Annotated in this window: 22 protein-coding genes and 1 tRNA gene; 16 read left to right on the plus strand and 7 right to left on the minus strand. The window is 67.5% G+C overall.

The window, feature by feature from the left end:
• Positions 1-14 precede the first annotated feature (14 nt).
• From lgt to I0K15_RS03845, 5 genes are read left to right on the plus strand one after another with little or no spacing between them, the layout of a single operon-like run.
• Positions 15-914, plus strand: a complete 900-nt coding sequence (gene lgt / locus I0K15_RS03825; RefSeq protein ID WP_196104109.1) for a prolipoprotein diacylglyceryl transferase — start codon at positions 15-17, stop codon at positions 912-914.
• Positions 911-1,918 carry a class I SAM-dependent methyltransferase gene (locus tag I0K15_RS03830; RefSeq protein ID WP_230374278.1) on the plus strand — a complete coding sequence of 336 codons (1,008 nt, stop codon included), beginning with the start codon at positions 911-913 and terminating at the stop codon, positions 1,916-1,918. The genes lgt and I0K15_RS03830 overlap by 4 nt, the downstream gene beginning before the upstream one ends.
• Positions 1,919-1,972: 54 nt before the next feature.
• Positions 1,973-2,728 (plus strand): peptidoglycan editing factor PgeF, encoded by a 756-nt coding sequence (gene pgeF / locus I0K15_RS03835; RefSeq protein ID WP_196104110.1) that lies wholly within the window; start codon positions 1,973-1,975, stop codon positions 2,726-2,728.
• Entirely contained in the window at positions 2,725-3,852 is a 1,128-nt protein-coding gene (locus tag I0K15_RS03840) for a M24 family metallopeptidase (RefSeq protein WP_230374279.1), read from the plus strand. Before pgeF ends, I0K15_RS03840 begins: the two co-directional genes overlap by 4 nt.
• Positions 3,849-4,307: a hypothetical protein gene (locus I0K15_RS03845; protein ID WP_196104111.1), complete on the plus strand. Its 459-nt coding sequence runs from the start codon at positions 3,849-3,851 to the stop codon at positions 4,305-4,307. Before I0K15_RS03840 ends, I0K15_RS03845 begins: the two co-directional genes overlap by 4 nt.
• A gap of 48 nt (positions 4,308-4,355) precedes the next feature.
• Here the strand turns inward: I0K15_RS03845 and I0K15_RS03850 are convergent, their stop codons facing one another.
• Positions 4,356-4,859 (minus strand): Lrp/AsnC family transcriptional regulator, encoded by a 504-nt coding sequence (locus I0K15_RS03850; protein ID WP_196104112.1) that lies wholly within the window; start codon positions 4,857-4,859, stop codon positions 4,356-4,358.
• A 100-nt stretch (positions 4,860-4,959) separates the two neighbouring features.
• Between I0K15_RS03850 and I0K15_RS03855 the strand changes: the two genes are divergently transcribed.
• The 6 genes from I0K15_RS03855 (at position 4,960) to I0K15_RS03880 (ending at position 10,325) form a co-directional block, all read left to right on the plus strand.
• Entirely contained in the window at positions 4,960-5,874 is a 915-nt protein-coding gene (locus I0K15_RS03855) for a mitochondrial fission ELM1 family protein (RefSeq protein ID WP_196104113.1), read from the plus strand.
• 109 nt (positions 5,875-5,983) lie between these two features.
• Positions 5,984-6,979 carry a thioredoxin-disulfide reductase gene (trxB, locus tag I0K15_RS03860; protein WP_196104114.1) on the plus strand — a complete coding sequence of 332 codons (996 nt, stop codon included), beginning with the start codon at positions 5,984-5,986 and terminating at the stop codon, positions 6,977-6,979.
• Complete coding sequence (locus I0K15_RS03865; protein ID WP_196104115.1) at positions 6,976-7,710, plus strand: hypothetical protein; 735 nt, start codon at positions 6,976-6,978, stop codon at positions 7,708-7,710. The genes trxB and I0K15_RS03865 overlap by 4 nt, the downstream gene beginning before the upstream one ends.
• A 170-nt stretch (positions 7,711-7,880) precedes the next feature.
• Positions 7,881-9,587, plus strand: a complete 1,707-nt coding sequence (locus I0K15_RS03870) for a bifunctional sulfate adenylyltransferase/adenylylsulfate kinase (RefSeq protein WP_196104116.1) — start codon at positions 7,881-7,883, stop codon at positions 9,585-9,587.
• Positions 9,588-9,735: 148 nt separating this feature from the next.
• Positions 9,736-9,951: an AbrB/MazE/SpoVT family DNA-binding domain-containing protein gene (locus tag I0K15_RS03875; RefSeq protein WP_196104117.1), complete on the plus strand. Its 216-nt coding sequence runs from the start codon at positions 9,736-9,738 to the stop codon at positions 9,949-9,951.
• Positions 9,948-10,325, plus strand: coding sequence for a type II toxin-antitoxin system death-on-curing family toxin (locus I0K15_RS03880; RefSeq protein ID WP_196104118.1), 378 nt, complete (start codon positions 9,948-9,950; stop codon positions 10,323-10,325). The genes I0K15_RS03875 and I0K15_RS03880 overlap by 4 nt, the downstream gene beginning before the upstream one ends.
• 15 nt (positions 10,326-10,340) lie before the next feature.
• On the opposite strand, the gene I0K15_RS03885 is transcribed toward I0K15_RS03880, so the two are convergent.
• The 3 genes from I0K15_RS03885 to I0K15_RS03895 all read right to left on the minus strand — a co-directional run bounded on the left by I0K15_RS03885 (position 10,341) and on the right by I0K15_RS03895 (position 11,832).
• Positions 10,341-11,081: an FkbM family methyltransferase gene (locus tag I0K15_RS03885; protein WP_196104119.1), complete on the minus strand. Its 741-nt coding sequence runs from the start codon at positions 11,079-11,081 to the stop codon at positions 10,341-10,343.
• A 98-nt stretch (positions 11,082-11,179) separates the two neighbouring features.
• Positions 11,180-11,398 carry a DUF1150 family protein gene (locus I0K15_RS03890; RefSeq protein ID WP_196104120.1) on the minus strand — a complete coding sequence of 73 codons (219 nt, stop codon included), beginning with the start codon at positions 11,396-11,398 and terminating at the stop codon, positions 11,180-11,182.
• A gap of 20 nt (positions 11,399-11,418) precedes the next feature.
• Positions 11,419-11,832, minus strand: a complete 414-nt coding sequence (locus I0K15_RS03895; protein ID WP_196104121.1) for an Hsp20 family protein — start codon at positions 11,830-11,832, stop codon at positions 11,419-11,421.
• Positions 11,833-12,007: 175 nt separating this feature from the next.
• Between I0K15_RS03895 and I0K15_RS03900 the strand changes: the two genes are divergently transcribed.
• The 5 genes from I0K15_RS03900 to I0K15_RS03920 all read left to right on the plus strand — a co-directional run bounded on the left by I0K15_RS03900 (position 12,008) and on the right by I0K15_RS03920 (position 17,402).
• Positions 12,008-13,186 carry an acetyl-CoA C-acyltransferase gene (locus I0K15_RS03900; protein ID WP_196104122.1) on the plus strand — a complete coding sequence of 393 codons (1,179 nt, stop codon included), beginning with the start codon at positions 12,008-12,010 and terminating at the stop codon, positions 13,184-13,186.
• 81 nt (positions 13,187-13,267) lie between these two features.
• The gene (locus I0K15_RS03905; RefSeq protein WP_196104123.1) at positions 13,268-14,449 is read left to right on the plus strand and encodes an acyl-CoA dehydrogenase family protein; all 1,182 of its coding nucleotides are present in this window, start codon (positions 13,268-13,270) and stop codon (positions 14,447-14,449) included.
• A gap of 76 nt (positions 14,450-14,525) precedes the next feature.
• Positions 14,526-15,554, plus strand: a complete 1,029-nt coding sequence (locus I0K15_RS03910; protein WP_196104124.1) for an acyl-CoA dehydrogenase family protein — start codon at positions 14,526-14,528, stop codon at positions 15,552-15,554.
• A 317-nt stretch (positions 15,555-15,871) separates the two neighbouring features.
• Positions 15,872-17,314, plus strand: a complete 1,443-nt coding sequence (locus I0K15_RS03915; RefSeq protein WP_196104125.1) for a sensor histidine kinase — start codon at positions 15,872-15,874, stop codon at positions 17,312-17,314.
• Positions 17,315-17,325: 11 nt separating this feature from the next.
• A tRNA-Arg gene (locus tag I0K15_RS03920) sits at positions 17,326-17,402 on the plus strand.
• Between the two features lie 82 nt (positions 17,403-17,484).
• Here the strand turns inward: I0K15_RS03920 and I0K15_RS03925 are convergent.
• The 3 genes from I0K15_RS03925 to I0K15_RS03935 all read right to left on the minus strand — a co-directional run bounded on the left by I0K15_RS03925 (position 17,485) and on the right by I0K15_RS03935 (position 19,255).
• The gene (locus I0K15_RS03925; protein WP_196104126.1) at positions 17,485-17,928 is read right to left on the minus strand and encodes a GNAT family N-acetyltransferase; all 444 of its coding nucleotides are present in this window, start codon (positions 17,926-17,928) and stop codon (positions 17,485-17,487) included.
• 63 nt (positions 17,929-17,991) lie between these two features.
• Positions 17,992-18,564 carry a hypothetical protein gene (locus tag I0K15_RS03930; protein WP_230374280.1) on the minus strand — a complete coding sequence of 191 codons (573 nt, stop codon included), beginning with the start codon at positions 18,562-18,564 and terminating at the stop codon, positions 17,992-17,994.
• A gap of 124 nt (positions 18,565-18,688) precedes the next feature.
• Entirely contained in the window at positions 18,689-19,255 is a 567-nt protein-coding gene (locus tag I0K15_RS03935; RefSeq protein WP_196104128.1) for a hypothetical protein, read from the minus strand.
• Positions 19,256-19,310: the final 55 nt, after the last annotated feature.

Consider the following 19,310-nt stretch of genomic DNA (forward strand, 5'->3'; position numbering starts at 1 on the left):
AGAGACCGCGCACCATGCCTTTCCCCGACATCGACCCGGTGGCCCTGCGCCTGCCCTTCGAGATCTTCGGCATCGAGCTCGCCCTGCGCTGGTACGCGCTCGCCTATATCGCGGGGATCCTGCTGGGCTGGTGGCTGGCGGTGCGGCTGCTGAAGCGTGACCGCCTCTGGGGCAGCGCCGGCGCGCCGATGGAGCCCAAGCTCGCGGAAGATTTCCTCACCTGGATCATCATCGGCATCATCGCGGGCGGGCGCCTCGGCTTCGTGATCTTCTACCAGCCGGGCTACTACCTCGCGAACCCGATGGAGATCCCGCAGGTCTGGGACGGTGGCATGGCCTTCCACGGCGGCTTCCTCGGCGTCGTGCTCGCCATCACCATCTTCTGCTGGCGGCACGACCTGCGGCTCTGGTCCGTCGCGGACATGGTGGCGATGGTGACACCCATCGGCATTTTCTTCGGCCGCATCGCCAACTTCATCAACGGGGAGCTCTGGGGCCGTCCGACGACCGTGCCCTGGGGCGTCGCCTTCCCCGATCCGCGCGCGCAGACCTGCCCCGATTTCTGGACCGAGGCGTGCCTGCGCCACCCCTCTCAGCTCTACGAGGCCGCGCTCGAAGGGCTCGTCCTCTTCGCCGTCCTCTGCTGGGCGGTCTGGATCGGGCGGCGTCTCGCGCAGCCCGGCTACATCGCCGGGCTCTTCTTCATCGGCTACGGGCTCGGGCGCTTCATCGTGGAGTTCTTCCGCCAGGGCGACGCGCAATTCGTGAGCGAGGCCAACCCCTTCGGCCAGATCATCCGCTTCGGGGAGAGCGCGTGGGCCGGCCTCTCCATGGGGCAGCTCCTGTCGCTGCCGATGATCGTCGTGGGCCTCGCCCTCCTCGTCTGGGCCACGCGGAGGAGCCGCCCCGCGTGAGCCCCCTCACCGATATCCTCAGACGCCAGATCGCCCAGACGGGTCCGCTGACCATCGCGGAGTTCATGCAGGCCGCCCTCCAGCATCCGGAGCTTGGCTACTACATCACCCGCGATCCGCTGGGCGCGGGCGGCGACTTCACCACCGCGCCGGAGGTCCACCAGATCTTCGGCGAGATGATCGGGCTCTGGCTCGCGCAGGTCCGCATGGACCGCGGCCCGGCGACGCTGGTGGAGCTCGGCCCCGGCCGCGGCACCCTGATGGCCGACATCCTGCGCGTCTGGCGGCAGCTCGGCCTCGACGCGGACGTGATCCTCGTCGAGACCTCGCCCGCCCTGCGCGCCCGCCAGAGCGAGACCCTCGGCGATGTCCGCTGGGTCGACCGGGTCGAGGATCTGCCGGGCGGCCCCCTCCTCCTGATCGCCAACGAGTTCTTCGACGCACTGCCGATCCGCCAGTTCGTCCGCACCCAAGGCAGATGGGCCGAGCGAGTCGTGGGCCTCGACGGTGAGACGCTCGCCTTCGGCCTCAAGGCCCCGCAGCCGCAGCCCCAGCTCGACCGCCTGTTCCCAGCCACGCCCGAGGACACGCTCGTCGAATGGTGCCCCGCCGCGGCCCCGATCCTGCAGCACCTCGCCCCGAAGCTCGTCGCCGCCCTCCTCATCGACTACGGCGCGTGGGACGGGACCGGCGACACGTTGCAGGCGCTCCACGATCACCAGCCGGTGGGTCCGCTCGCCGCCCCTGGCACCGCGGATCTCACCGCCCATGTCAACTTCTCCCACCTCGCCGCGGCCGCCGGACTGCCCCACGCCTTCGACACCCAGGGCGCGTTCCTCGAACGGCTCGGCATCACCGCCCGCGCCCAGGCGCTCGCGTCCAAGGACCCCGGCATCGCCGCCGCGCACCGGCGGCTCGTGCATCCGGGCGAAATGGGCACACTCTTCAAGGTCCTTGCCCTCGCACCCCCCGGCCCGGCCCTTCCGGGCTTCGCACCCGGTTGACGGACGCGTCCCTCCTGCGCTTACAAGGAGAAAAGCGCACGCCGGACGAGTAGCATGACCCTCGAGATCCTCGCCTCAGACCTCTTGTCCGATGTCCGTCACGGGTTCTTCACCCGCCGCGGCGGCGCATCCTCGGGCATCTTCGCGGGGCTCAACTGCGGTCCGGGCTCGTCCGACCAGTCCGAGGCGGTGCGCATCAACCGCGCCCGCGTGGCCGACGCGATGGACGTGGACTGCGACCGGCTCATCAGCCTCGCCCAGATCCATTCGCCGGACGTCGTCACCCTCGACACCGCGCCCGGGGATCGCCCGCAGGCCGACGCCATGGTCACGGCCGCGCCGGGCCTCGTCCTCGGCATCCTCACCGCCGATTGCGCGCCGGTCCTCCTCGCCGATCGCGAGGCGGGCGTCGTCGGCGCGGCCCATGCCGGGTGGAAGGGCGCCCTTGGCGGTGTGCTCGAATCGACCGTCAGCGCCATGGAACGCCTCGGCGCGCGCGCCGACGCCATCCGCGCCACGGTCGGCCCCACGATCAGCCAGCGCAATTACGAGGTCGGGCAGGACTTCATGGAACGCTTCGTCGACGAGGACACTGTGCATTCCCGCTTCTTCGTCCACGGCCGCGAGCCGGACAAGGTGCAGTTCGACCTGCCGGGCTTCGTGCTCCACCGCCTCCGCTCCATCGGGGTGGACGCCGAGTGGACCGGCCACTGCACCTATGCCGAGCCCGACCGCTTCTACTCCTACCGCCGCGCCACCCATCTGGGCGAGGCGGACTATGGCAGGCTGATCGCCTGCATCCGCCTGTGATCTTCGCGGCCGAGGAATACGCCGCCCGCAAGGCGAAGCTGCGGGCCGAGATGGCGCGACGCGGCCTCGACGCCGTGCTCCTCTTCGCGCCCGAGAGCCATTACTGGCTCACCGGCTTCGACACGTTCGGCTTCTGCTTCTTCCAATGCCTGATCGTGACGGAGGAGGGCACGCATCTCCTCACGCGCTCCGCCGATCTGCGGCAGGCGCAGGAGACCTCGGACATCGAGGACATCCGCGTCTGGACCGACGGCAAGGACGACCCGGTGGAGCGGCTTGCCGACTGGCTCACCGAGCTCGGCCCGAAGCGTATCGGCCTCGAATCCGACACCCACGGCCTCACCTTCACCAATGGCCGCCGCCTGACCGCGCGGCTGCCCGACCTCATCGACACCCCCGACATCGTGCATCCGCTACGCCTCGTGAAATCCGAGGCCGAGATCGCCTGCATCCGCCGCGCCGCGGAGCTCGGGGACGCCGCCTACGAGGCCGCCCTTCCCATGATGCGCCCCGGCGGGGACGAGGGCGTGATCCTCGCCGCCATGCAGGCCGCGGTGTTCGCGGAGGGTGGCGACTTCTCCGGCAACCCGCCGATCATCGGCTCGGGCGAACGTGCGCTGCTCTGCCGTTACGCCAGCGGCCGACGTCAGCTCGACCGGCAGGACCAGCTCACGCTGGAATGGGCCAGAGTCTGGCGCCAGTACCACGCGGCGCTCATGCGCACCGTCGTCATCGGCCAGCCCACGGACCGCCACATCGCGCTGCACGCCGCCGCCCGCGAGGCGCTGGAGGCGTGCGAGGCGCACCTCACCCCCGGCACCGAGATGCGGGAGGTCTTCGCCGCCCATGCCGACACGCTCGACGCCCACGGCCTCGCCGCCCACCGCCTCAACGCCTGCGGCTATTCGCTGGGCGCCCGATACGCGCCGAGCTGGATGGAGCCGCAGATGTTCCACGCGGGCGCCGACACGGTCATCGGCCCGGGCATGGTCTTCTTCCTCCACATGATCCTGATGGAAAGCGAAACGGGCACCGCCATGACCCTCGGCCGCACGTCGCTCGTCACCGAGACCGGGGCCGAGCCCCTCTCCCGCCTGTCGCTGGAGCTGCCCGTCTCCGCATGATCCGCGCCCTCCTGCTCCTGCTCGCGCTCGGGGCCTGCACGCCGCCGCCGACCGACCTGCCCGCCGACGCGCTCCTGTCCAACGACGTCATCGTCCGGGTCCGCGTCGATCTCAGCGCAGATCCGGAGATCGCGCAGGTCATCGCGACCGAGACCGCGACGCTCCTCGGCCCGCCGGCCCTGTTTCCGGAGATCCGGGGCGACGAGTTCGTGCTGGTGATGCGGGGGCGTGTGGTCCGCGGTTTCGGCGCCGATGGCCGGCCGGCGCTCGCCATGGACTGGGACGTGCGCGACCCCGGCGGCACCGAGGTCGCCCTCTTCCGCATCGCGATCCATCCGCGCGACGGCGCGGGCGACACGATCTCCCGCCGCGATGCGAGGGGCCTCGCGTTCTATTCCGCCGAGGGTCTGATCCTTCAGGACGAAGTGCGCGAGATCATCCGCGCCCGACGCTGACCTGTGAGTTGCAAAACTGCGAAGTCTGAAGTTTGCAAATTCGCAGCTTCAGGCCGCCCCTTCCGCCACCCGTGCTTCGAGCACATCGAACGGCACGCCCGGCTCGTTCTTCGCGTTGCGGATCACCAACGAGGTCTTCACGCTCGCCACGTTGTCCGCCGCCGTCAGTTCTTCCGTCAGGAAGCTCTGGAACGTGCTCAGGTCCGGTGCCACGCATTTGAGGATGAAGTCGATCTCACCGTTGAGCATGTGGCACTCGCGCACCAGCGGCCAGTTGCGGCACGCCTCCTCGAAAGCACTGAGGTCCCGCTCCGCCTGGCTGCGCAGGGACACCATGGCGAAGACCTGTACCTCGAAACCGAGCTCGCGGGCGTTGACCCGCGCGTGGTAGTCGGTGATGAAGCCCGTCTCCTCCAGCGCGCGTACGCGGCGCAGGCAGGGCGGGGCGGAGATGCCGACCCGCCGGCTCAGCTCCACATTCGTCATGCGGCCGTCCGCCTGCAGTTCGGCGAGGATCTTGCGGTCGATCGGGTCGAGCTTGATGCTGGGCATGGGGGCCTTTACGGTCATTGCGCGCCAACCGGCGCAAGATGCAGCGCAATCTATGCATCGCCCCCTCCAAACGCAATATTATTTCAGGACAACGCAAGAAATGTCATCGAAACGGCTCAGCATCGCAACGGTGACGGATGGGCGTCCCGGCAACGCGGTGCAGGCCCGGGGATTGGCGGAGGCGATCGCCCGGCTGCGTGATGCCGATATCGTCGCCCATGACGTGGACGTCAAGCCACTGCTGCGCGAAACCGTCCTGCGTCTGACCGGTCGGCCCCTGCGCCGCGGGCCGCTGGCGGACCTCGTGATCGGCGCAGGGCGGCGCGGCAACCTCGTCGCGGCCGAGGCGCGCGCGGGCGGCAGCCCCGCCGTGGCCATCCTGCGCCCCGGCCTGCCGCTCAACCGCTATGACGCCGTCGTCACACCGGAACATGACGGCCTCACCGGCCCCAAGGTGCTGACCACGCTGGGTTCGCTCAACGCCCTCTCGTCCGAGCGCATCGCCGAGGCCGCCAAAGGCCTCCCGCCCCTGCCCCTGCGCACGCTGGTCGCCCTCGTCGGCGGCCCGTCCCGCACCGCGACCTTCGAGGCGGAGGAGGAAGCGGCGCTCCTCGCCGATCTCTGCCGCTTCGCCGCCGCGGGCTATGCCATCGCCGCCACCCCGTCGCGCCGCACGCCGCAAAACGTGATCGAGCAGATGCGTGCCGCCGTGCCCGGCATCATAATCTGGGACGGCACGCCGCCCAATCCCTACCCCGGCTGGCTGCACGGTGCGGCCGCGATCCTCGTGACGGCGGACAGCGTCAACATGGCCTCCGAAGCCGCCGCCACCGGCACGCCCGTCTTCGTCTCCGGCACCGACCGCATCGCCCCGAAATTCCGGCGCTTTCACGCGGCCCTCGCCCGGCGCGGCATCACCCGGCCCGCAGCCGAAGGTCCCGCCGAGTGGAGCTACGATCCCCTGCGCGAGGCCGACCGGATTGCGCCGCTCATCCTGGAGCGCCTCGGCCTCTGACGCATCACTCTCGTCAAATACGCAAGCCCGGACTGCGTCCCGCGCAACCGGGCTTTATCCTCCCGCCCCCCTCGCCTATATCTGGCGACCAACGAAAGGAGAGCGCGAGATGTCCGAGACCCGCCATACACGCCTGCTCATCATCGGCTCCGGCCCCGCCGGCTACACGGCGGCGGTCTACGGGGCGCGTGCGATGCTCGAACCGCTTCTGATCCAAGGGATCCAGCCCGGCGGCCAGCTCACCACGACGACCGAGGTCGAGAACTGGCCCGGCAACACGGAGATCCAGGGCCCCGACCTGATGGTCAACATGGAGGCCCATGCCAAGGCGATGGGCACCGAGATCATCGGCGACTACATCACGCGGCTCGACCTGTCCAAACGCCCCTTCACCGCCTATGGCGACAGCGGCACGGTCTATACCGCCGACGCGCTGATCCTCGCGACGGGCGCGCAGGCGAAGTGGCTGGGCCTGCCCTCGGAAGACAAGTTCAAAGGCTTCGGCGTCTCGGCCTGTGCGACCTGTGACGGCTTCTTCTACCGCGGCAAGGAGATCGTGGTGATCGGCGGCGGCAACACGGCCGTGGAGGAGGCGCTGTTCCTCACCAACTTCGCCTCCAAGGTCACGCTGGTGCATCGCCGCGACGAGCTGCGGGCGGAGAAGATCCTGCAGGACCGCCTCTTCAAGAACCCGAAGATCGAGCCGCTGTGGCATCACGCGCTCGACGAGGTCCTGGGCGACGAAACCCCGCTCGGCGTCACCGGCGTCCGGGTGAAGGACGTGCGCACCGGCGAGACGCGGGAGATCCCCGCCGCGGGCGTCTTCGTCGCCATCGGCCACGCGCCCGCCAACGAGCTCGTCAAGGACGTGCTGGAGACGCACAACGGCGGCTACGTGAAGACGGCACCGGACTCCACCGCGACCTCGATCCCCGGCGTCTTCGCCGCCGGTGACCTCACCGACCACATCTACCGGCAGGCCGTGACCTCCGCCGGGATGGGCTGCATGGCCGCCCTCGAGGCCGAGAAGTTCCTGGCCGAGCAGGAGGGCGAGGACGTGAGCGAGCCCCTCGGCTACGGCGCCCCGGTCGAAGCCGCGGAATGACGCAGACCGTCATCTGCATGAAATGGGGTCCGCGCTACGGCGCGGACTTCGCCAACCGCCTCTGGGGCATGATCCGCCGCAACACGACGCGCGACACCCGCCTCATCTGCTTCACGGACAATGCCGAGGGCGTACACCCTGATATCGAGTGCCGCCCGATCCCGCATGTGAACCTGCCCGAAAGCCACCGGATGAAGCCGTGGCGCAAGATCGCGCTGTGGAACCGGGACCTCGGGCTGGAAGGCGACATCCTCTTCATGGATCTCGACCTCGTCATCACCGGCACGATCGACGGCTTCTTCGACCATGCGCCAGAGGAGACGTTCTGCGTCATCCGCAACTGGACCCAGCCGGACAAGCGGATCGGCAACACCTCCGTCTACCGCTTCCGCGTGGGGGCGCATCACGACGTCTACCAGCGCCTGATGGACGATCCGGAGGGGGTGACGGGCGCGCACCCGAACTCCCAGACCTATATCTCGCGCACCATCTCCTCGATGGCGTTCTGGCCCGTGGAGTGGTGCGTCAGTTTCAAGCATTCGCTGATGCCGCGCTGGCCGCTCAACTTCATCAAGGACGTGCCCCTGCCCGAGACCGCGCGCGTCGTCGCCTTCACCGGCAAACCCGATCCAGACGACGCGGTGGTCGGCAAATGGCCCGCGAAGGGCCACAAGAAGCTTTACAAGTATGTCCGCCCGACCCCGTGGATCGCGGAGCACTGGCGCGAGTAAGCCGCACCGGCTCAGCAACAGCGTTCGCCGGACGTCAACGTTAACGGGCTGTTGTTCCAACTGCGGTAGATGCCGCGCCACGCCGTCCTTTTCCTGCGGAGCGCTGTTGTTTTCGCGATCCGCAGGGGGCAATTAGCCGCCGAACCAATATCCGGACAGGAAATCATACGATGCTGCCGCAGCCGCACGCCCCCGTTCCCGAACTCTACGTCTCCTACGAGTCTGCCGCCAAGCTGAAGATCGAGGCGGGCGACCTGCCCTCCTGGGATCTCACCGCCCGGCAGGTCTGCGATCTGGAGCTGCTGATGAACGGCGGCTTCAACCCGCTGAAGGGCTTCCTGAGCGAGGAGGACTACGACAGCGTCGTGGAGACGATGCGGCTCAAGGACGGCTCCCTCTGGCCGATGCCGATCACCCTCGACGTGTCCGAGAAGTTCGCCGACGGCATCAATGAGGGACAGGACATCGCCCTGCGTGATCCGGAGGGCGTGATCCTCGCCATCCTCTCCGTCACCGACAAGTGGGTGCCGAACAAGGCGCGCGAGGCGGAGAAGGTCTTCGGCGCCGACGACGCCGCGCACCCGGCGGTCAACTACCTGCACAACGTCGCGGGTCCGGTCTATCTGGGCGGCCCGATCACCGGCATCCAGCAGCCGGTGCACTACGACTACCGCGCCCGCCGCGACACGCCGAACGAGCTGCGCGCCTTCTTCCGCAAGATGGGCTGGCGTCGCGTCGTCGCCTTCCAGACCCGCAATCCACTGCACCGCGCGCACCAGGAGCTGACCTTCCGCGCCGCGAAGGAAGCGCAGGCGAACCTCCTGATCCACCCGGTCGTCGGCATGACGAAGCCGGGCGACATCGACCACTTCACCCGCGTGCGCTGCTACGAGGCGGTGCTCGACAAGTACCCCGCGGCCACCACGCACCTCTCCCTGCTGAACCTCGCCATGCGCATGGCAGGTCCGCGTGAGGCCGTCTGGCACGGCCTGATCCGCAAGAACCACGGCTGCACCCACTTCATCGTGGGCCGCGACCACGCAGGCCCCGGCAAGAACTCCGCCGGTGAGGATTTCTACGGCCCCTACGACGCGCAGGACCTCTTCAAGGAGCACGCGGACGAGATCGGCATCGAGATGCTGGACTTCAAGCACATGGTCTACGTGCAGGAGCGCGCCGAGTACCAGCCGATCGACGAGGTGGAAAAGGACGCGACCGTCCTCAACATCTCCGGCACCGAGCTGCGCCGCCGTCTTCAGGAAGGGCTGGAGATCCCCGAGTGGTTTTCCTTCCCCGAGGTGGTCGAGGAACTGCGCCGCACCAAGCCGCCGCGCTCCAAGCAGGGCTTCACCGTGTTCTTCACCGGCCTCTCCGGCTCCGGCAAGTCCACCATCGCCAACGCGCTGATGGTCAAGCTGATGGAGATGGGCGGTCGCCCGGTGACGCTCCTCGACGGTGATATCGTGCGGAAGAACCTGAGCTCCGAGCTCGGCTTCTCCAAGGAGCACCGCGATCTGAACATCCGTCGCATCGGATATGTCGCGTCCGAGATCACCAAGAACGGCGGCATCGCGATCTGCGCGCCCATCGCGCCCTACACCGCGACCCGCCGTGCCGTCCGCGAGGATATCGAGAGCTTCGGCGCCTTCGTCGAGGTCCACGTCGCCACCTCGCTGGAGGAATGCGAGCGCCGCGACCGCAAGGGCCTCTACAAGCTCGCGCGTGAAGGAAAGATCAAGGAGTTCACCGGCATCTCCGACCCCTACGAGGCCCCGACTCAGGCCGAGTTGGTGGTGGACACCGAAGGCCAGGAGGTCGACTTCTGCGCCCAGCAGGTGATCCTGAAGCTGGAACAAATGGGCCTGATCGCCGCCTGATTTTAGAGAGGTGCCGGACCAGATCCGGCACGGTTCCACGACTTGAAACCGCCCCGGCCGAAGCGCCGGGGCCTTTTCGTTTGCGGGGCGAACATTCTGGTCATCGCGACCGCGCGTTGCTACATATGTGACAACGAAAGGATCCGCCATGAAACTGCGTAAGATCGGCAACTCCGTCGGCGTCCTGCTTCCCAAGGACGTCCTCGCCACCGCCAACCTCTCCGAAGGGGAGGAGGTCACGGTGGTGCCCGTGCAGGACGGCGTCTTCGTGAGTGCCGCCAACAGCCCTCAGGGCCGGATGCTCGCCGCGGCCCTCGAAGACATGAACGACCGGCCGGACCTCTACCGCAAGCTCGCCGAATGATCCTGCCCGATGCGGCGACGCTCCGCATCTTCCACGACGCACAGCTGAAGCGCTTCGGTGGCGCGCCTGGCCTGCGCGATCCGGGCCTCCTGGAGGCTGCGGTCGGCCGCGTTCACAGCGCGCTCGCCTATGTGGAGATGGATGCGGTCGAGGCCGCGGCGATGCTCTGCCACGCGGTGCTCAAGAACCATGCCTTCGTCGATGGCAACAAGCGCACCGCCTATGGTGCCCTCGTCATGGTTCTGGCCGGCAATGGCTTGCGGCTGAAGGCCGGGGATATGGAGATCGCGGACATGATCCTGACTGCCGCCGGCAGTCAGGACGGTCACGACGTCATCGCGGACTGGCTTCGGCCACGTGTCGACGCGCGCTGAAACGGTGGAGCCTCCTCAAGCCCCCGGCGTGAAGATCACGTTGTTGACGTAGGCGCGATCCTCCGGCGGGCGGGCGGATTGCAGGTCCGCGAACTCGTCCAGCGTCACGGGTTCCAGCCGCCCGCTGCGCCAGACTTGAGCCTTGTAGCCCAGCGCAGCAAGGTCCGCGAAGATGCCCGCGACGTCGGCCCCATGGCGGAACTCCGTCTCGACCATCAGCAGGGGCTTGTGCCGCCGCAGCGTCTCCCGCGCGCCGTCGAGCATCGCCTTCTCGTGCCCTTCCACGTCGATCTTGATGAAGTCGATTGCGCCGTCCAGGCCCGCCGTCACCTCGTCGAGGGGCACCGATCGCACGGTCTCGCGCACGACCTCCGTCCCCTCCGCCAGCGCCCCCGGCGCAATCGTGGCGCGCGTCGAGACCCGGCGGCCATCGGCGGCAACGGGCACCTCGAGAGACGCCTCGCCGCCCCGGTCCGACAGCGCCACTGTGTGCAGCTCCGCATTGCCCGACAGCGTCGCGCGCAGATAAGGCGCCAGCACCGGATCGGGCTCGAAGACATGCACCTTGCGGCTCAGCCCCGCCAGCTGGCGCGCATAGACCCCGCGGTTCGCCCCGATGTCGAGCGCGATGTCGCAAGCGAGGCGGGAGACCCAGCGATGCTCCCGCTCGCCCAGCCCCGCATGGACCTGCAAAACATACCGGAGAAGGAGATCGAGGCGCGGCGGCAGCAGCGCCTCCAGACGGGATTTCAACATGCGCCCGACGCTACAGCCGCCCCCGAGACCCGTCCAGCATGCCAACGAAAAAGCCCCGCACAGCGGCGGGGCTTTCGCATTCGAACTCAAATGAAATGTCAGTGGACGCTGACCGGGGCCATCTCATGCTGGCGCGCCACCGCAAAGGCCAGGCGGCGGTCGCCGACGATGGCGATGCGCTCCCCGGTCTCCGCATGGATCGCGTAGAGCGTCGTCAGGTCCGTCTGCGCCCGAACATCCTCGGGCAGGTCATCGGCGCTGATGGTGCGGACATAGACGGTCCGGTCCGGCAGCGCATCGGGGGCGTGTTCCCTCATCTCCGTATCTCCTCTCTCCGTCATGACCGCTTGATCTCGATCGACTGAACAACGCGCTCGGGCGCCTTGCGTTCGAGCGATATGTTCAACAGCCCGTGTTCCAGTTGCGCTCCGGTCACTTCCACACCCTCCGCCAGGACGAAGGAGCGGGAGAACTGGCGCGCCGCGATGCCTCGGTGGAGGAACACCCGCTCGCCCGTCTGGTCGGCCTGCTTGCCCCGGATCAGGAGCTGCCGGTCCTCCAGCGTGATGGCGAGGTCGTCCTCCGCGAAACCGGCCACCGCAAGCGTGATGCGGTAGGCGTTTTCGGCCGTCTGTTCGATATTGTAGGGCGGATATCCATCCGACCCGGCCTTGGCCGTCCGCTCCACCAGCCGGTCGAGTTCCTCGAAGCCGAGCAGGAACGGGTGCGAGCCAAAGGAATGGCGTGTCATGGCGATGTCCTCGTTGCGTCAAGCGACATGTGCCCGGGTCCCGGTATCGGCGGCCCGGATACAAGAAATATGGGTGAGCGGCCCCGCACCCACAAGAGCCTGCGCGACGCGACGTCAGTGGCGCGAGGTGGCGTAACCGCGCTACGCTCTTCGGCAAAACGACAGGGGAAACACCATGCGCGAAGCCGTGATCGTCTCGTCCGCCCGCTCGGGGCTGACCAAGGCCCACCGGGGCGAGTTCAACCGCACCTTCGGCGCCACGCTGGGCGGCGAGGTGATTGGAGAGACGGTTCGCCGCGCGGGCGTGAACCCAGAGATGGTCGAGGACTGCCTGATCGGCTGCGCCTTCCCGTCGGGCACCACCGGCGGCAACATCGCGCGCCAGATCGTAATCCGCGCGGGGCTGCCGGTCTCCATCGCGGGCGCCACGGTGAACCGCTTCTGCTCCTCTGGGCTGCAGACCGTTGCCATGGCCGCCAACCGGATCGAGAACGAGGGGGCGGAGGCCGTCGTCGCGGGCGGGGTCGAGGTGGTCAGCCAGATCCCCGGCAAGAAGGGCCCGATGGACGAGGATCCGTGGCTGCTCGACCACAAGCCCGAGATCTTCCTGCCGATGATCGACACGGCCGACATCGTCGCCCAGCGCTACGGCATCTCCCGCGAACGGCAGGATGCATACGGCCTGCGCTCCCAACAGCGCTATGCCGCCGCCCAGCAGGCGGGAAAGTACGACGACGAGATCATGGCGATCGAGACCGTCATGGCCGTGCAGGACCGCGAAACCGGCGAGATCTCGGAGAAGACAGTCACCGTCGACCGCGACACCTGCAACCGCCCCCAGACCACACTGGAGGGGCTGGAAAGCCTGCAACCTGTGCGCGGAGAGGGCAACTTCATCACCGCCGGCAATGCCTCCCAACTCTCGGACGGTGCGGCGGGCGTGATGCTGATGGAAGCGGGGGCCGCGAAATCCGAGGGCATCGAGGCGCTCGCCACCTTCCGCGGCTTCGCCGTCGCCGGCTGCGAGCCCGACGAGATGGGCATCGGCCCCGTCTTCGCCGTCCCGCGCCTGCTCGACCGTGCGGGGCTGAAGGTGGAGGATATCGATCTCTGGGAACTCAACGAGGCCTTCGCGAGCCAGGTGCTCTACTGCCAGGACCGGCTGGAGATCCCGGACGAGAAGCTCAACGTCAACGGCGGCTCCATCGCCATCGGCCACCCCTTCGGCATGACCGGCGCCCGCCAGGTCGGGCACATCATCCGCGAGGGTAAGCGCACCGGCGCCAAATGGGCGGTCGTGACCATGTGCATCGGCGGCGGCCAGGGCGCCGCTGGATTGCTGGAAATTCACTGAGCCGCGCGAAAATCTTCATCCGAAGATCTCCCAAGAGTTTTCGTCCGAAAACTCTTTCGCGTCAGGAGAAAGGAGCGACAGATGAACCTCGACTTCACCCCCGGGCAGGAGGCGTTCCGGCAGGAGGTGCGCGACTGGCTCGCCGCCAACCTCTCGCCCCGCCTCGCCGACAAGGTCCGCACCTCCAAGCACCTCGCGAAGGAGGACATGGAGGGCTGGCACGCCAAGCTCAACGAGAAGGGCTGGCTCGCCAATCACTGGCCGGTGGAGCATGGCGGGCCGGGCTGGGGGCCCGTGGAGAAGTTCATCTTCGAGGATGAGTGCGCCCGCGCCCACGCCCCGCGCATCGTCCCCTTCGGCGTCAACATGCTCGGCCCCGTCCTGCTGAAATACGGCTCGGAGGCGCAAAAGGCGCACTACCTGCCCCGCATCCTCGACGGCACCGACTGGTGGTGCCAGGGCTACTCGGAGCCGGGCGCGGGCTCCGACCTCGCCTCGCTCAAGACCACCGCGGTGAAGGACGGCAACCACTACATCGTCAATGGGCAGAAGACGTGGACAACGCTCGGCCAGCACGCGGACTGGATCTTCTGCCTCGTGCGCACCTCGAAGGAGGGCAAACCGCAGGAGGGGATCTCGTTCCTGCTCATCGACATGAGCACGCCGGGCATCGAGGTCCGCCCGATCCACCTGCTCGACGGCGATCACGAGGTGAACGAGGTCTGGTTCACCGACGTGCGGGTGCCGGTGGAGAACCTGGTGGGCGCGGAGAACCAGGGCTGGACCATCGCGAAGTACCTGCTGACCTATGAGCGGACGGGCATCGCGGGGGTCGGCTTCTCCACCGCAGCCCTCGCCGAACTCAAGGCGGTCGTCGGCCAGACCGAGAAGGCGGACGATCCCCTCTTCGCCGCCCGCATGGCGCGGGTCGAGATCGCACTGGAGAACATGAAGACCACCAACCTGCGCGTCCTCGCCGCCGCGGCGGGCGGTGCCGCGCCGGGGGCCGAAAGCTCGCTCCTCAAGATCAAGGGCACCGAGATCCGGCAGGAGATCAACGCCCTCTTCATGCGTGCCATGGGCCCGCAGGCCCAGCCCTTCGTCAGCGAGGCGCTGGAGGAGGGCTATAACGGCCCGCAGGTCGGCCCGGACGGCGCGGCCTACGCGGCGAAGGACTACTTCAACAACCGCAAGCTCTCGATCTTCGGCGGGTCCAACGAGATCCAGAAGAACATCGTCTCCAAGGCGATGCTGGGCTTCTGATCAACAGCAAGGCTCCGTCCCGGCCCCGCGCCGGAACCGCCACAAACACCATCCCGGCCCCCACAGGACACGACCCATGGACTTCACCCTGACCGACGACCGCCGGATGCTCGCCGACACGCTGGAGCGCTTCCTCGCCGACCGCTACGACCACCCGACCCGGATGAAAATCGCGGACAGCGAGGCCGGCTGGTCGCGCGAGATGTGGGGCGAGATGGCGGAGCTCGGCCTGATCGGCGCGCTCTTCTCCGAGGAGGAAGGCGGCTTCGGCGGGCATGGTCACGACATCGCGCTGATCTTCGAACGGCTGGGCCGCGCACTGGTCGTCGAACCCTTCCTCGGCGCGCTGGCCGCCCGCGCCCTGCCCGACGCGCCGCGGGAGGAGGTCGTCGCCGGAACGCTCATCCCCGCCTTCGCCCATTCCGAGCCCGCGACCGCCTTCGACCCGGCCCGCCTGTCCGCCCGCGTCGAAAACGGCAGGCTCACCGGCCACAAGGTCGCCGTTGCCAATGCCGAGGCAGCCGACATCTTCCTCGTCTCCGCGCTGGAGGACGGCGCCCCTGCCCTCTTCGCCGTCGAGGCCGGAGCGGCGTCCCTCACCCCCTACGCCCTCATGGATGGCGGCCGGGGCGCGGACATCAGCTTCGTCGCCGCCCCGGCGGCCCGCCTCGACACCCCACTCGACCTAGTACTGGACCGAGCGCTGCTGGCGCTCTCCGCCGAGGCGCTCGGCGTGATGGAGCGCTGCAAGGACACCACCATCGACTACCTCAAGACCCGCCGGCAGTTCGGCGTGCCGCTCTCGAAGTTCCAGGCGCTCCAGCACCGCGCCGTCGACATGGTGACCGAGATCGAGCAGGCCCGCTCCGCCGTGATCAACGCGGCCCACCACCTCGGCACCGATCAGGGCCCCCGCTACGCCGCCGCCGCGAAATACACGGCGAGCGCCACTGGCCGAATGATCGCGGAGGAGACCATCCAGCTCCACGGCGGCATCGCCATGACCTGGGAATACGACATCGCTCACGCCGCGAAACGGCTGAGCCTGCTCGCCCAGATCCTCGGCGACGAGGACGTCCATCTCATGCGGTTCGCGGGCATGTGACCGGGCTTGCGTATTTGGACAAAGAAGAAGATGGAGGGAGTGCCCCCGGCTCCGGCGCCCCGGAACACGGGGGACTTCTCCTTTGGCGGTCATCGGCGCGCCCGCCTGTACCGCGGGCTCATCTGACACGGCAGGTCTTTCTTCTTTGTTAAAATACGCCCGCCGGAGGCGAACGGCGCCAGCCGTTAACCTTTTGAAGGCGAAAGCCTGACAGCTTTGCTTGGCATACGGATGTCATACGCTCCGCGCACGGGTTGTGCACAGGCGTTTTCGTCCGTATTTTCAAAGTTAACGGGCGGCCGCGGGGGCCTTCATCGATGTTCCATTCGCTGGCAGGACGCGTCATCGCGTTGACGATCATCTTCGTGATGATCGCGGAGGTCGCGATCTTCGTCCCCTCCATCTCCCGCTTCCGCGCCGACTACCTGCAGGAGCGGCTGGAGCGGGCGCAGATCGCCTCCCTCGCCTTGCTCGCCACACCAGACGACATGGTCGCCCCCGCGCTGGAGGAGGAGCTGCTGGCCAATGCGGGTGTCACCAACATCGTGTTGCGCCGCGACTTCATGCGCGAACTCATACTCGCCTCCCCCATGCCCGAACCGATTGCGGAGACCTATGACCTGCGCGGCGCCGGGCCCTTCGTGCTGATCCGCGACGCGTTCCAGCTCCTCCTCTATGGCGGCGACCGGATGATCCGTGTGATCGGCCTGCCGGTCCAGGGCGGCGGAACGGCGATCGAGATCACGGTGCCCGAGACGCCGATGCGCGACGCGCTGATCGCCTATGGCCTCCGGATCCTCGTGCTGTCGCTCATCATCTCGCTCATCACCGCGAGCCTTCTGCTGATCGCCGTCAACCGCTTCATCGGACGGCCGATCAAGCGGGTCGTGGGGCACATGGCGGCCTTCCGCGAGGACTACGAGAACCCCGAGCGCATCATCCGGCCCGAGTCGCGTCTGCGTGAGTTCCGCGATGCGGAGCAGGCGATGTCCGACATGCAGACGCAGCTCATTTCGGCCCTGAAGCAGAAGGACCGGCTCGCAGCACTTGGCGAGGCGGTGGCGAAGATCAGCCACGATCTGCGCAACATCCTGACCACCACGAGCCTGCTGGCCGACCGCCTGGAGACCTCGGCCGACCCGCGGGTGCGCCGCACGGCGCCGAAGCTCGTGGGCTCCCTCAGCCGCGCCGTCACCCTGTGCGAGAGCACGCTGAGCTTCGGCCGGGCGGAGGAGGCGCCGCCGGAAAAGCGGATCGTGGATCTCAGCGCGCTGGTCGCCGACGTGTTCGAGGCGGAGCTCCTCGCCCGCCCCGACTGCACGGTCAGCTTCGAGAACGCGGTCCCCGCCCGCATGCGGATCGAGGCGGATCCCGAGCAGCTCTACCGCGTGATCCTCAACCTCGTGCGCAATGCCCGCCAGGCGATGGAGAACCAGCCCGGCGGCGGCCAGATCCGGATCGAGGGCACGGATATGGGCGACATGGCCGAGATCCTGATCTGCGATACCGGCCCCGGCCTGCCGACCAAGGCGATTGAACATCTCTTCAAACCGTTCCAGGGCGGACAGCGGCGCGGGGGCACCGGGCTGGGCCTTGCCATCTCCTCCGAACTGGTGCGAGGGCATGGGGGACGGCTGGAGCTGGCGGAGACCTCGACCAACGGCACGACCTTCCGGATCGTGCTGCCGTCACGTGATCTGAAGGTCGTCCGCCCGGCCGAGATTTCGCCCTTGCAAAGCCTCGCGGGCGGCGATAGGTAGCCTCTCACCGCGGACCGATAGCTCAGCTGGATAGAGCACCAGACTACGAATCTGGGGGTCGGGGGTTCGAATCCTCCTCGGTCCGCCACTATTTTCCATAAAGATCTTAGATGGATAGCGGTCGGCGCCGGATGCCGACGTACGCCTGTCGCCGCGCGGCAAGGACTGCCTCATGGCTCCAGGTGCCATTCGTACAGCGCGTCCGGGACCTTCTCCTCATTGGATGCCCCATCAGTCTCCCGGACCTTTCGAAAACCGTTGCGCTCATAGAAGCGGATGGCGCGGCTGTTCTGCTGAAAGACCCAGAGTTGCAGGTAGGCGTGGCGGTCCTTTGCCCGGTTCAGAAGAGCCGTGCCGATCGATCTGCCGACATAGGGCGGAAGGAGGTAGAGATGGTCGATCCAGCCCTCTCGGAAGGCGCAGAAACCGATCGGCCCGGCTTCGCCCTCGGCCACCCAGACCTCGCACTTGGAGAACACCCTGCCCCGGAAATGCGCCCTGTCTTCTTCAGGGGAGTGCAACACGGGCAGGTAGGGCAGGAAGTGCGCGCGCGAAGCGCGGGCTATGGACGCAACGGCGTCCGCTTCGTCCGGAGCGGCTTGCCTCGTTATCATCAGAGCACCTCCGTTCGCCGTCGCTCCGCCACCCACATGGCGCAGCCGCGCACCTGCGGTAGACTACTCTGCGACAGAGTTCCGAGCCCTTCGTTTCCCGGCCTCGATCCATTTCACGAACGCGACGGCTTCGTCATCCTGATTGCGCGTCGGCAGCACGAAGGTGGCTTCGGGAGTGCTTGTGAATATGAACGATGCCGGGACTGGGCCGTGTCTCACGAACCTGAACGTCTCGCGTCGAATGTGCAGATCACCAAGCTCCGAAAGTCGGAGCACGGCGATCTGTGCAGGGCGCCCGGGAAAATGCCCCTGCGAGTACCGGACGACGTCCTCGGGGACGTCGAACTCGTAGAGCTTGTATGGCGAGGTCAGCAGCAGGACCGCTGTGATGACGACGGCGAAACCGGCCATGACCGGCAGCAGGACAAGCGCGAACTCGACATAACCGCCCATCGGCACTGGGCCACCGTCGAGGCGCGCGATCAGGAGAAACACCAGGATCAGCAGGAAGGGGCTGAGGAATACCGGAACGGCGATCCTGAGCAGAAACGGCTTGCTGGACAGCACCAGCCGGTCGTCGGTCTGCTCCAGGACCGAGAACCTCCGTGTCTCGGTCCCCCTCATCAGCTGGTCCATGCCGGGTGACTGCTGCCCTTCGTGGTTCATAGATGGCATCCTGCCATCAGCCGCTATCCTTCATGCAACAAGGGGCCCCACGTGCAGAGCCCCCGTCTTCCATATGGCATCCCGGCTGGCGCGGCTACCGCCGCAGCCACTGGTCGAAACCGTCCGGCAGCAAGTGCGAGCGGCGTTGGACCTGGCGGCGCGGCTGGCTGTTCTTGATCGCCATGAGTTGCTCGACCGGCAACCACACGATGACCCGGCCACTCGGATTGAAGGCTCCGGCCCGGGAGCTGTAGAGCGTCAGAAGCTGCCCCGACGGGTCGAGTTCCATTAGGTTGCGGGTCATGTCGGCCCGCGTACTCTGCCCCGTCAATGCCGAGCGCCCGACGTGGAAGCCACAATGCGCCCCACGGTCATAGGTGACCCGCCAGGCGAGCATGACGATCCGACATGTGGCCGATGCATTGTCGCGCGACCCGCGCACGACGACGGTCATGTTGCGATCGTTGGCCTCGGCCGCGATGTCGTCAGCGTAAGCAACGCTGCCCCCGAGCGATCGCAGATAAATCCGTGCGCCGTCGTCGGCGTTCTGAACCCTTTGTAAATCTTGTGAGTCGATAGTTCCACGGACACGCACGGAATCAGCACTCGCAGACACACCCAAGGAGGCCGCGACCAGCGCGACGCAAACAAGAAAACGCATATTGTACCCCACATTCCAGGCGCAGACGCGCCCGCTCCAACACATGAACGATGAG

The sequence above is a fragment of the Pontivivens ytuae genome (assembly GCF_015679265.1).
Classification (GTDB): domain Bacteria; phylum Pseudomonadota; class Alphaproteobacteria; order Rhodobacterales; family Rhodobacteraceae; genus Pontivivens; species Pontivivens ytuae.

Excerpts from the sequence above, each read along its gene's own strand:
- I0K15_RS03880 (WP_196104118.1), top strand. The coding sequence starts at position 9,948 with ATGATCCTGCCCGATGCGGCGACGCTCCGCATCTTCCACGACGCACAG.
- I0K15_RS03890 (WP_196104120.1), bottom strand. The coding sequence starts at position 11,398 with ATGAGGGAACACGCCCCCGATGCGCTGCCGGACCGGACCGTCTATGTC.
- I0K15_RS03875 (WP_196104117.1), top strand. The coding sequence starts at position 9,736 with ATGAAACTGCGTAAGATCGGCAACTCCGTCGGCGTCCTGCTTCCCAAG.
- pgeF (WP_196104110.1), top strand. The coding sequence starts at position 1,973 with ATGACCCTCGAGATCCTCGCCTCAGACCTCTTGTCCGATGTCCGTCAC.
- I0K15_RS03905 (WP_196104123.1), top strand. The coding sequence starts at position 13,268 with ATGAACCTCGACTTCACCCCCGGGCAGGAGGCGTTCCGGCAGGAGGTG.
- I0K15_RS03895 (WP_196104121.1), bottom strand. The coding sequence starts at position 11,832 with ATGACACGCCATTCCTTTGGCTCGCACCCGTTCCTGCTCGGCTTCGAG.
- I0K15_RS03870 (WP_196104116.1), top strand. The coding sequence starts at position 7,881 with ATGCTGCCGCAGCCGCACGCCCCCGTTCCCGAACTCTACGTCTCCTAC.
- I0K15_RS03915 (WP_196104125.1), top strand. The coding sequence starts at position 15,872 with ATGTTCCATTCGCTGGCAGGACGCGTCATCGCGTTGACGATCATCTTC.
- I0K15_RS03925 (WP_196104126.1), bottom strand. The coding sequence starts at position 17,928 with ATGATAACGAGGCAAGCCGCTCCGGACGAAGCGGACGCCGTTGCGTCC.
- I0K15_RS03885 (WP_196104119.1), bottom strand. The coding sequence starts at position 11,081 with ATGTTGAAATCCCGTCTGGAGGCGCTGCTGCCGCCGCGCCTCGATCTC.
- lgt (WP_196104109.1), top strand. The coding sequence starts at position 15 with ATGCCTTTCCCCGACATCGACCCGGTGGCCCTGCGCCTGCCCTTCGAG.
- I0K15_RS03910 (WP_196104124.1), top strand. The coding sequence starts at position 14,526 with ATGGACTTCACCCTGACCGACGACCGCCGGATGCTCGCCGACACGCTG.
- I0K15_RS03930 (WP_230374280.1), bottom strand. The coding sequence starts at position 18,564 with ATGGACCAGCTGATGAGGGGGACCGAGACACGGAGGTTCTCGGTCCTG.
- I0K15_RS03845 (WP_196104111.1), top strand. The coding sequence starts at position 3,849 with ATGATCCGCGCCCTCCTGCTCCTGCTCGCGCTCGGGGCCTGCACGCCG.
- I0K15_RS03865 (WP_196104115.1), top strand. The coding sequence starts at position 6,976 with ATGACGCAGACCGTCATCTGCATGAAATGGGGTCCGCGCTACGGCGCG.
- I0K15_RS03855 (WP_196104113.1), top strand. The coding sequence starts at position 4,960 with ATGTCATCGAAACGGCTCAGCATCGCAACGGTGACGGATGGGCGTCCC.
- trxB (WP_196104114.1), top strand. The coding sequence starts at position 5,984 with ATGTCCGAGACCCGCCATACACGCCTGCTCATCATCGGCTCCGGCCCC.
- I0K15_RS03900 (WP_196104122.1), top strand. The coding sequence starts at position 12,008 with ATGCGCGAAGCCGTGATCGTCTCGTCCGCCCGCTCGGGGCTGACCAAG.
- I0K15_RS03935 (WP_196104128.1), bottom strand. The coding sequence starts at position 19,255 with ATGCGTTTTCTTGTTTGCGTCGCGCTGGTCGCGGCCTCCTTGGGTGTG.
- I0K15_RS03850 (WP_196104112.1), bottom strand. The coding sequence starts at position 4,859 with ATGCCCAGCATCAAGCTCGACCCGATCGACCGCAAGATCCTCGCCGAA.